At 33.2% G+C, this 11,605-nt stretch carries 8 protein-coding genes; 1 reads left to right on the top strand and 7 read right to left on the bottom strand.

The features are described from left to right. The 7 genes from HMPREF2642_RS02860 to HMPREF2642_RS02830 all read right to left on the bottom strand — a co-directional run. Window positions 1–3,209, bottom strand: a 3,209-nt coding sequence (locus HMPREF2642_RS02860; protein WP_176744841.1) for a lectin-like domain-containing protein, incomplete at its 3' end; no start/stop codon positions are given. A 494-nt stretch (window positions 3,210–3,703) separates the two neighbouring features. Then, complete coding sequence (locus HMPREF2642_RS02855; RefSeq protein WP_256276628.1) at window positions 3,704–4,885, bottom strand: hypothetical protein; 1,182 nt, start codon at window positions 4,883–4,885, stop codon at window positions 3,704–3,706. A gap of 487 nt (window positions 4,886–5,372) precedes the next feature. Then, window positions 5,373–6,023 (bottom strand): SDR family oxidoreductase, encoded by a 651-nt coding sequence (locus HMPREF2642_RS02850; protein WP_030058899.1) that lies wholly within the window; start codon window positions 6,021–6,023, stop codon window positions 5,373–5,375. A gap of 192 nt (window positions 6,024–6,215) precedes the next feature. Then, on the bottom strand, window positions 6,216–7,025 hold the full coding sequence (gene phnE, locus HMPREF2642_RS02845) for a phosphonate ABC transporter, permease protein PhnE (protein ID WP_002434989.1): 810 nt from the start codon (window positions 7,023–7,025) through the stop codon (window positions 6,216–6,218). Continuing rightward, window positions 7,022–7,828 (bottom strand): phosphonate ABC transporter, permease protein PhnE, encoded by an 807-nt coding sequence (gene phnE, locus HMPREF2642_RS02840; protein ID WP_002435050.1) that lies wholly within the window; start codon window positions 7,826–7,828, stop codon window positions 7,022–7,024. Before phnE (HMPREF2642_RS02840) ends, phnE (HMPREF2642_RS02845) begins: the two co-directional genes overlap by 4 nt. Window position 7,829: 1 nt before the next feature. Then, window positions 7,830–8,603, bottom strand: coding sequence for a phosphonate ABC transporter ATP-binding protein (gene phnC, locus HMPREF2642_RS02835; protein ID WP_030058897.1), 774 nt, complete (start codon window positions 8,601–8,603; stop codon window positions 7,830–7,832). A gap of 119 nt (window positions 8,604–8,722) precedes the next feature. Next, window positions 8,723–9,688, bottom strand: coding sequence for a phosphate/phosphite/phosphonate ABC transporter substrate-binding protein (locus tag HMPREF2642_RS02830; RefSeq protein ID WP_030058895.1), 966 nt, complete (start codon window positions 9,686–9,688; stop codon window positions 8,723–8,725). Window positions 9,689–9,922: 234 nt separating this feature from the next. Here HMPREF2642_RS02830 and HMPREF2642_RS02825 point away from each other — a divergent pair, with 234 nt between their 5' ends. Next, window positions 9,923–11,482 carry a motility-associated ABC transporter substrate-binding family protein gene (locus HMPREF2642_RS02825; protein ID WP_030058893.1) on the top strand — a complete coding sequence of 520 codons (1,560 nt, stop codon included), beginning with the start codon at window positions 9,923–9,925 and terminating at the stop codon, window positions 11,480–11,482. Window positions 11,483–11,605 lie beyond the last annotated feature (123 nt).

Raw genomic sequence — 11,605 nt, 5'->3', positions numbered from 1 at the left:
GTACTTGCGCTTGTTGAATCACTCTCACTTGTTGATAATGACGTACTAGCAGATTCTGATGCACTTATTGATCCTGAAGTACTGTCAGATAATGAAGTACTCGCACTTCTTGAGTTACTTAGGGAAGTACTCTCACTTAGTGAGCCTGAATCAGATATTGAGTCACTTGTTGATGTACTTGTACTGTTTGAATCACTTATACTTGTACTGTCTGAATCACTTATAAATGTAGAATAACTTTCACTTGTTGATGTACTTGTATTAGCCGATTCACTATCTGATACGCTAGTGCTTGCTGACTTACTTGTACTCTCTGATGCTTTTTGTGAATTACTCTCACTGATTGATTTTGACGTACTTTCAGCTGCTGATTTACTTTGCGAATCTGCAATACTTGTACTTTTTGATTTACTCTCACTGATTGAATTTGACTCACTTTCCGACGTTGATTTGCTTTGAGAATCTGATGTGCTTGTTGATGCACTCTCTGAATCCGACTTACTCGTTGATGCACTTTCTGAATCCGACTTACTCGTTGACGCACTTTCTGAATCCGACTTACTCGTTGATGCGCTCTCTGAATTTACCTTACTTGTTGATGCACTCTCTGAATCTGCTGTACTTGTTGATGCACTCTCTGAATTCGCCTTACTTGTTGACGCGCTTTCTGAATTAGCTATACTATTGCTTTTTGATGTTGAAAGGCTTTTACTTGAAGAAGTAGATATGGAATCACTAGTACTATTTCTAGTAACATCATACTTAAATGTAGACGTTGATGTATTTCCAGTCTCATCCTTTGAAGTAATAGTTATGGTAAAACTACCCATTTTACTTGGCGTGCCACTAATCGTATTCGTATTCGAATCAAATGTAAGACCATCAGGCAAGCCTGATACTTCGCTAACTACTTTAGTCCCACTATTATCTGTTGTACTAATCGTAATTGGATTGATTGGATTATAAACTTCTGATGATTGATTACTAATCTGTGTAATCGTTGGTCCAGTAGAATCTTTAACTGTAATGACAAAGCTGCTATCTGAAGCATTACCAGTTGAATCTTCAGAATGCACTTGTACAGTCGTTGTACCTATATGAGTAGGTGTACCTGTAATGGTATTAGTAGTACTATCAAATGATAATCCATCTGGCAATCCTGTTACAGTTGTTTTAACCGGATCTGAACTATTATCTGTAACTGTAACGCTAATTGGTGACGTAGGTTTCCCTACTTCTATAGTTGGATTACTGACACTAATCGTCGGTTTTTGTGCATCATTAAATTTGTAAATGATAGTTTGACCGGCATTAGTCAATTTAACTGTACCTGTACTGTCTGTATAATTAGGTGCGCCAGTACTATCCACACCAGAATAGTTATATCCTTTACTCTTCATTGCATCGATTTGTTTATCAATAGTCGCACTGCCATCAACTTCACCAGCATATGTTTTAGGAGGGATAATGTCTTTACCTGTTTTAGCATCCACGTATCTTACTTGTGCCGTAGCAGATTGTGTATATTCAAATTTACCGAATTGAACTTGTTGAAGATTTCTAGCCCCACCTGTAGACGCAGTCATTGATAAAGAAAACGTCGTAGAACCACTTCTTTTAATCCAGTCGGACATGTTTTTAGTCCACGTTTGACCTGCATATGTAATGGTCATAACTTTTGTGTCACCATTATAATCAATCACAAAATCTTGGAGAGAGTTATCCGTTGGTTGCACTTTTAAAGGAGATGCACTATTTTCATCAGTTGTCGCAACTCCATTTGGATCTGTTGAGACAAACGCACCGAAGGCACCTTTCCCAATCATACTACCTGGATCTTTATTAGCTTTGGCATCCCCTTTAGGTTGTGAAGTATTATGGTAAGTATCCAATTTGAAACCAAATGCATTTTTTAATCCACCTATTCCTACAGCTGCACCTTCTTTACCAATCTCACCTAGGTTACCAGGAGAAAAGGCAAAACCTATACCGTCTCCCCCAACGATAGCAGTATCACCTGTTCCTTCATTATGTCCTTCATATCTACTACCAAGGTTGACCTTACCAGTAAAACGAAAACTACGATTTGAATCTAACCGTGTATTTAAACTAATGGCACCTTTCACACTATTCACATCTGGCGTTAATGTGACAATACCTGTATTTTTATCAAAAGTCGCTGAACCTGAAACATTCATATGATCGTTAAAGTTATCTTTAGTTACTACTACTGAATTTGAAGATACGCTTGACGCAGTAGTTGTAGAAGCAGCTGGTGTAGCTGCCAATGTTTTAAAGACACTCATTCGACTGAATGTTCGCAAGTTACTTACTTTAGAGGCCGTTGATTCACTTGCTGATTGAGAGTTCTTATTAATAGTCGGCTTTTCTGAAGTATGAGTGCTTGCTTGGTTATTACTAGTATCTTTTTGAGTTGCTGTTTGGCTATGTTGAGTGAGTGTAGATTGACCCTCTTTTTTATTATTTGAACTTTCTGATGTTGATTTTAATTGTTGAGATTCCTGAGAAGTTTTTTCTGATGTGGATGTATTCTTAAGTTGTTGGGAATTTTTGTCATTATTCGTGGATGATGTATTTGAAACAGTTGATTTACTTATAGAAGATTTTTCTGAAGATGATTTAGATTGTTCGCTATTTTGTGCTTTATTCGTACTTTCACTAGCTTCTTTTTTTATGCTTTCACTATTTTGATTGTTTTCTACAGCTTTTTCGCTACTAGATTCGTTTTTATTTATCACTTCTGATGATGATGTTTTAGTAGTAGAATTTTTGATTTCACTACTTTGCTGCGTGGAATTTGACGTTGTGTTATTCGTTACCTTTGCTTGCGAATTTCTTATAGTAGTAGAGTTTTGATTGGCAACTGTTCCGCTATTAGATGAAATTTCTGAAGTCATTGGCGTCTCAGAAGCAGCTAACGCATGATGATCTTGAAGCATGTTGAATGTGAACGCTCCGCCGACTAGGGCCGTTGTCTTAGCAGCATTCTTCTTGAATCTACTACCTTTATTATCTTTAGTTTGGCTTTCTTTTTTAATATTTTTACTTAAAAAAGGCACTCCCATTGTTCTTAATAATTCAAATTCACTAATACTCGCTTTAACCCAGTTTTTACCGGACTTATAGAGTTTGACCCGGGCTTTTTCTTGGCCAAGACTCTTGTTAAAATCTCTTTCTTTTTTTGACATAATCGACCTCTCACTTATCCCTAAAAATTTGTAAAAAATAGTTATTTATACCATAAATATTCATTTTCTTAAGTATATAACCCGCTATATGTAAAAAGCAACCAATTTAACACAATATTTATATAACTAAATTTTAAAAATATCGTTACGGTATCTTTATACACTTTAGGTGTAATGAGACGCTTAGATAAGCATGTTTTTTCGAAAAATAAACAAAAATTTTACCTCATAACTATTGAAATTAAATTCTTTTTATGAAAGCGTTATATTAATTTTATAGGTAAATCAATTAGGATTTAAATCGTTTTCAGCTATAAAATAAGTTTAGCTTGATGTATTAATATACATAAAAATGTATATAATAAGCCGACTTGATACATAGGGATTCAAGCCGACTTTATTGTTTTTCATTAGATTATTGGCAATTTATCTAAAGACATATACATTTATTTAAATTTCAAATTAATAAATAAATGTATATAGGACAACCTTGATTATATATTTCTTTTATCAACCTCTAAAGATTTTTTAACCATTTTATTCTTACTATCCTTATGTAAACCATCCTTGAGATAAATCCCCCAAAGAATGTAACAAAGAGCACCGATATTTATTGCGTTAAACATTACGATTTCTATGGTATTAGTCAGTAAGGTTGCTATAAAGAGCACAAACGTGAGTTTAAACATATATGTGGCTAAAAGCATAACTTTTAATACATATATCACATAACAAGTTAAACCAATTACCCCAGTAAACATCATAAGTTCAAAAACCATATTCCCTGCGACTATATCACTATTTTTAGTCAAACCGTGCAATGACATACCAAATCCATTCCCCATAAGCATATGTGTTTCTAGCACATTCTCGATATTTTTAATTTGATTATCCTTTGGCATTAAAACACTCTTAACTGAGTTACCATTTAACACAAAGCTTTTAATTAAATAATGAATTGACGGTTGAAAGATACTTAATATGATTATTGAAATTATTAAGGGAATCGTTAAATATTTATAACGCTTTTTCAAAATTAAAAGCAATAAAGAGAGAAATAAACATACTATAAATACAAACCATGCCAACTTAGAATGAGTTACATAAAGTTCAAAAATTCCCGACATCATAACAAACATGACGAAGAAGTTAAATTTATGATATTTCATAGATGAAATAATGAGAGTTAATAAACCTAATATAAGAAAGACTGCAAACGTATTTGAGTCATTGAAGAACCCTTTAAATGATTGTTCTTGAGAAAGAACTTTTATTAATGACATCACTAAAGGTATTAATGTAAAAAGAATGAATGTTACAACTTGATTCGCTAGCCATTTAATAAGTTCATCTACTTCTTTGATAAGATAAACTAAAGTAACAATAATGATTAATGGAATAAAGTAATTAATGAGTTTAGTTATTGAATAAAGAGGATCATTAGATGTAATCAAAGACATTATGATATAAATTAGCATCAAAGTGATTGAAGCTAGAGCAAAGGTAAATATCAGATAGCTTCTCACCCAACGTTTGATATGTCTAATTAAGAAAAATATTCCTATAACATAAATGAGAATGTAAATCGCATATGTAAGATCATACGCGCTATCACTCGTATCGAAAAATGAAATCATTAAATTTCTTGTAGTATAGAAGTAAATAAGTTGGATCACTCCAAGTATTCCTCTTTTTAACAAGAGAACCGATAAAATAATCGCTAAAAGTAGCAACCATTTATTATATAAACTCATTATAAAAATAAGACTTATCAATGTATTTTCTCTTAGAGTATGTTTATGTATTTTTAAAAAACGTTTCATTTAAATGTACTCCAAACCTTCTAGTTGTAAATTCTATTATGATGCTCTTGGAAAATGTAAATTGGGAACTTAAGTCTATAACTTATACGCTATAAATATTACAATCTTTTATCTATCGTTGATCTCAAACCTACTTTCACATTTAAAGATAGGTTAAACTTTATATATTCAATAATTTTATAATTCTATTTTTATTAAATAGCTTTCTATAATTATATCATGAGTTGTTAGGACACGAATACTTAATAACCACTACCATGATTCAACATAAGTCTAATAACCTTAAATTAAAAACCCGTTCAAAATGTTTTATGAACTTTGAACGGGTAGTATATATCACTTATTTTATATTGTTGATTGCATCCTTAATATCAGTTTGACCTGTTTGAATGAAGATATCTTTACCTTCAACTGCTGACGCATCAAGAGCTTCGATTAATACAGTTGCTACGTCTTCGCGAGGAATTGTATAGCTATTAGGATCTCTTGCGATATCTAATTCAGCATCAATTTTACCTGTACCTTCTTCATTTTGAAGTGGACCAGGGTGGACAATGGTATAATTTAAATTTGAATTTTCAATATATAGATCTGAGAAATGTTTAGCTACAGCATATGGTTTCATTACATCAGTTTCTTTATCAGGTTCAACACTATCAGTAGCACTTAAATGAACAAATTTCTTCACTTGATGTTTAGTAGCGTAGTCCACAGCTTTTTTAGCTCCCCACAAATCTACTAATAAAGTTTTATCTGCACCAGTACTACCACCTGAACCTGCTGTAAATATGACACTATCTACGCCTTCAAAAGCACTTGAAAAATCTTCCTCTAAATCTTGGACAACGACTTTATCTGCACCTAGTTCTTTTAAATCACTTACTTGTTCCTCTTTACGTACAAGTGCTACAGAGGAATGTTCAGTGTCTTTTAATTGCGAAATAACTTTTCTGCCCACTGCACCATTTGAACCAATTACTAGTACACTCATCATTAAAAGCTCCTTCCTCGAATTTTATATGCACATGCATATTAACATGCGTGTCATTCTCACTCAACTCATGTGCTTACGCTCGTAAAACTCTTTTTCTTTAAAAAAATAAGTATACCTGACGTCTTATTATAAATCTTTATGATTCATAACTTTTTATACGGTAGGCATACTTATTTTCAGATAAAATGACTAAACAATACGCTTACGGATAGCACCGGAAATTAGGTCGACAATCGCAACCATAATCACCAATCCTATTAAGATGATCCCCACACGATCCCATGAACGTGTTTGGAGTGCAAAGATTAACGGCGTACCAATACCTCCTGCACCTATTAGACCTAGAATAGAGGCAGAACGTAGATTTAGTTCAAATCGATAAAGAATTAATGATATAAATGAAGGTAATATTTGTGGTATCACTGCAAATATTAATGTTTTAGTTTTATTAGCACCACTAGCTTTTAATGATTCAACAGCACTAAAATCTAAACTTTCAATATCTTCAACAAAAAGTTTTCCTAACATTCCAACGGAGTGAATACCTAATGCAAGTACTCCAGAGAATGAACCTGGTCCTACGGCTTTGATAAAGATAAGTGCCATTACAATTTCTGGAAATACACGAATAATACTTAAGATAAATTTACTTATGCCAGTTACTGGTCTTAACTTCACCATATTTCTTGCACCTAAGAAAGCAAATGGAATACATATAATAGAGGCAATGAATGTCCCTATTACTGCAATTGCAAATGTTTCTAATAGTCCTCTAAGTAAGTCTTCACCGGCAGGAATATATATGTAGCCTAGATCTGGATGAAATAAGCCTTTGAATATGGACTTCAATATTTCAATCGATTTACTTTTTAATTCTAAAGCTGGCATACCTGCAAATGCCCAAATAATAATCGCTGCTACAATAACTGCAATAATCCAATTTTTTATAATTCTCTCACGATATCTCTTTGAATTGAGTTTGTATTTTTGTTCATTCATGCTAATTTTTCCCTCACTTTCGAACTTACAAAATCAATAATGACAACGATGAGGAGAGTAAATAAAATAATCATTGCCGTTTTCTTGTATTGGAATAAACCTAGAGTTTGATCGTAAAATAATCCAATACCCCCTGCACCTACAAGTCCTAAAACTGCCGATGCACGAATATTAATTTCAAAAGCGAATAAAACATATGACATGAATGAAGAAATTGCTTGAGGAACAACACCAAAGACAATCCATTTAACTTTATTTGCTCCTACAGCCGTCATAGCTTCCATAGGTCCTGGTTCAATTGTTTCTAATGATTCATATAGTAACTTTCCGATGATACAGATAGTTAATATGAATAATGCTAAAACACCAGGAATTTGACCAATACCAAATACCGCAACAAACACTGCTGCTAAAAGTAAGTCTGGAATTGTACGTACAATATTGAGAATAAATCGTGCTGGAATAGCAATCCATTTAGTTTGAACGATGTTGCTTGCACATAAAAGAGCTACAGGTATTGATACAATACTCCCTAAGAATGTGCCTACAATTGCCATACGAATTGTATCTAACATTGGTTTCGTAATTTGATCTAAGTAACTCCAATCTGGTGGTACCATCTGTCCAAAGAATGCACCAATTTGTGGAATACCTATCATTAAATCTCCAATACTAAAACCTGTATAAATAAAGCTCCATATGATGAGAGCCGCTATAAGAATAATTGTAAAGCTTGTTTTAATTGACATCTTTTTATTTAAATATTGATCATATTTACTCGTTGATGATGTAGGTGTTGCCATTTTACTCCACCCCTAACTTTTCATCTTCATTAATTGATCGACCATAAATATGATTGAAAACATCATCATCCGCTTCACTTGCTGGTCCATCATAGACAAGTTCTCCAGCTCTAAGACCTATGATTCTAGATCCATATTCCTTTGCTAAATCTACAAAGTGTAAATTGATTAAGATTGTAATTCCTAATTCTTCATTAATTTTCTTTAAATCATCCATAACTTGTTTTGTTGTTAAGGGGTCTAACGATGCAACAGGCTCATCCGCAAGAATGATTGCTGATTCTTGGCACAATGCTCGCGCGATTGATATACGTTGTTGCTGTCCACCTGAGAGTTGATCTGAGCGTTGATCGTACTTATCTAAAATGTTCACTCGCTCTAAGGCGTTAATTGCTTTGATTTTATCTTCTTTAGGGAATAAACCGAGTACCATCTTCCAAGTTGGATGATATCCCACTCTGCCACTTAGTACGTTTCTTAGTACGGTTGAACGTTTTACGAGATTGAAATGTTGGAAAATCATTCCAATGTTACGTCTCATTTCTAATAACTGTTTGCCACGCGCTTTCGTAATGGATTGTCCATCAATTGTAATATCACCTGAAGAAATATCATGTAGGCGATTGACAGATCGTAGCAAAGTCGATTTCCCTGCACCTGATAAACCAACAATAACTGCAAAATCACCCTTTTCAATGTTTAGATTAATATTTTTTAACCCCACGTGCCCGTTAGGATATACTTTATTAACATCCTTGAATTCAATTTGACTCATAACAAACACCCTTCTTTTATAAAGAAAAGCTAAGAAGCTGAATAGTTGATATCATCATCTTTCATTCAGTCTCCTAGCTTTTCTATTTTTTGACTCTATTCAATTTATCGTATGGTTGATTACTTCATGTCTTGAACTTCTTTTTCATATTTTCTTACGATATCGAAGTTAGAATCCTTTGTATCTGTGTATCCTTCGTGTGAATATACTTCACTAATGATTTTGTGACCTTTTTTAGATTTAGCGATGTCTTTAAATGCTTTTTTAAGTTTCTCTTGGAATTTTTTATCCATATCCGGACGTACTGAAATTGTATCGTTAGGAATAGATTCAGTTAGTTTTAAAATCTTAGTATCTTTAAAGACATTTGGTTGGTCTTTTTTAACTATAGTACGTGCATCTTGGAATACTGCAGCTGCATCAACGTCACCATTTAATAAAGAAATAACAGCTTGATCGTGACCTTTAACATTTACAATCTTCATATCTTTTGTAGCATTGATACCTGTTTCTTTTTTAAGTGTAGCTAATGGGAATGTGTACCCAGCTGTAGAAGTTACATCTTGTAGTGCGATTTTCTTGCCTTTTAAATCTTTTAAGCTTTTAATTCCTGAGTTTTTCTTAACTAAGATTTCAGATTTGTAATCATCCACTAATTTTTTATTAGATGAACCGTCTTTATTAACACCGTAACGTTGTGCTTGAAGTAATAAGTCTGCTGCTTTTTGATCATGAGCTAAAGTATAAGCAGTTGGTGGTAAGAAACCAACGTCTACTTTTTTAGACTTCATTGCCTCAACAATTGTGTTGTAATTCGTTGATACTGATACTTTTACAGGAATACCTAATTTATCAGATAATAACTTTTCTAAAGGCTTGGCTTTCGCTTCGAGTTTATCTGCATTTTGAGATGGTACGAACTGTACAGTTAATTCTTTAGGTTTATAATCTCCCGAACTTGAACCAGAATCTGATCCACTATCTGAACTTTTCTTATTGTTATCTAATGAACTAGAGTTCCCACACGCTGCCGCAAAGATAACTACCGATAATACAAGTACAACTAAAAACTTCAAATTCTTCATTCTCATAACTGTCCCCTTCACAATATAAGTTAGTGTAATATGTATATTTTAGAAACCATATTTATAGATTAGCACATCTAATAAGTAATGAGTATTTAATTTTAATTAAATTTATAAAAACTTTATATTAATTACTAAGGCTTTGTAAAAATATCGTTAAATCTCTACTTACCCTCCAATTTTTATACTATAATTTTGAAAGGTATACATTTTTAATGAGGAGTAAATAAAGAGATGAAATTATTTAAAGTGTTAAGTTCAACTGTTTTAGCTACTGCCATTTCTGTAACTACGATTCAATCAGCTCATGCAACGACACAATCTACATCTTCAAGTTCGGGACAATCTGACCAAACCGTGCTTTTCGATAACTCTCATGCACAAACAGCTGGTGCCGCTGACTGGGTAACTGACGGTGCATTTTCAGATTATGCAGATTCTATGAAGAACAAAGGATATAACGTTAAAGAATTAGATGGAGAAGCAAATATTAGTAATGAAACACTTAAAAATGCTCATATTTTAGTAATTCCGGAAGCTAATAATCCATTTAAAGAGAAAGAACAACAAGCTATTGTTAACTTTGTAAAACGTGGGGGTAGTGTCATATTTATTTCAGACCACTACAATGCAGATAGAAATTTAAATAGAATCGATTCATCCGAATCTATGAATGGATATCGTCGTGGTGCTTACCAAGATATGACAAAAGATATGAATAGTGGAGAGAAAAACTCTAAAGCAATGCAAGGTGTGAAAAGCTCAGATTGGCTTTCTAATCAATTCGGCGTTCGCTTTAGATACAATGCATTAGGCGATTTAAATACTCAGAATATTGTATCTAGTAAAGAGAGCTTTGGAATTACTAAAGATGTGAAATCAGTATCTATGCATTCTGGTTCAACTCTAGCTATTACTGATCCTGATAAAGCTAAAGGTATCGTATATATGCCTGAAAACTTATCTAATAAACAAAAATGGTCTCACGCCGTAGACCAAGGTATTTATAGTGGTGGCGGTACTAAAGAAGGACCTTACATAGCTATTTCAAAAGTTGGTAAAGGTAAAGCTGCATTTATTGGAGATACTTCACTTGTAGAAGACAGTTCTCCTAAATATCAACGTGAAGATAATGGCAAATCGAAAAAAACATATGATGGCTTTAAAGAACAGGATAATGGAACACTTTTAAAAAATCTCACAACTTGGTTAGGAAAATCAGATAGCCATGAATCAATGAAGGATACAGGTGTCAAAATTGATAATAAAACCCCATTATTAAACTTTGAAAAACCTGAAAATTCCACTGAACCTCAACATGAACCTTGGTCACAGCCAGAAAAAGGCTATAAATGGTATGACCGTTCAACTTTTAAACCTGGTAGTTACGGTAGTTCGCAAAGTGGTTCTGATAATAATGATGAAAGTAGCTCTAATGACAATAGCAACTCACATCATGACCAAACTGGTAACGCTGAATTCAACCTACCTCAAAGTATTCAGCCCAACCATCCATTTAAAGTAACAGTAAAACTTAAAGGTTATGATGCAAATAGTACAATTAATAATTTAACAGTTGGTATTTATAAAGATGGAGGTAAACAAATCGGTAGCTTCTCATCAGATGGGTCCCAATTTAGTCAACCAGGCTATAGTAAAGATCAAACTGTTAAAACGGATAGTAATGGAGAAGCAACATTAACACTTACTGCTAAAGTTTCTGAAGATATTAATGGTGCTCATATTCGACTCAAACAAGGTAAAAAAGTAGTTACAACTACAGACATTCATTAACACTATAGATATAATATTTAAAAAGAGGTCGGGACGAAAGTTTTAGGATTGAAGCAGAACCATAAGTTTTACTGCTAAAATCCCGCTTTGGGACATCATAAATTAGTTTCCCAAAGCTTAAAC

This window comes from Staphylococcus sp. HMSC055A09, from assembly GCF_001809655.1.
In the GTDB taxonomy this organism is placed as follows: Bacteria; Bacillota; Bacilli; order Staphylococcales; family Staphylococcaceae; genus Staphylococcus; species Staphylococcus capitis.
The sequence above is the reverse complement of the archived record's forward strand: the minus strand, read 5'-3'. Positions and strand labels throughout refer to the sequence as shown.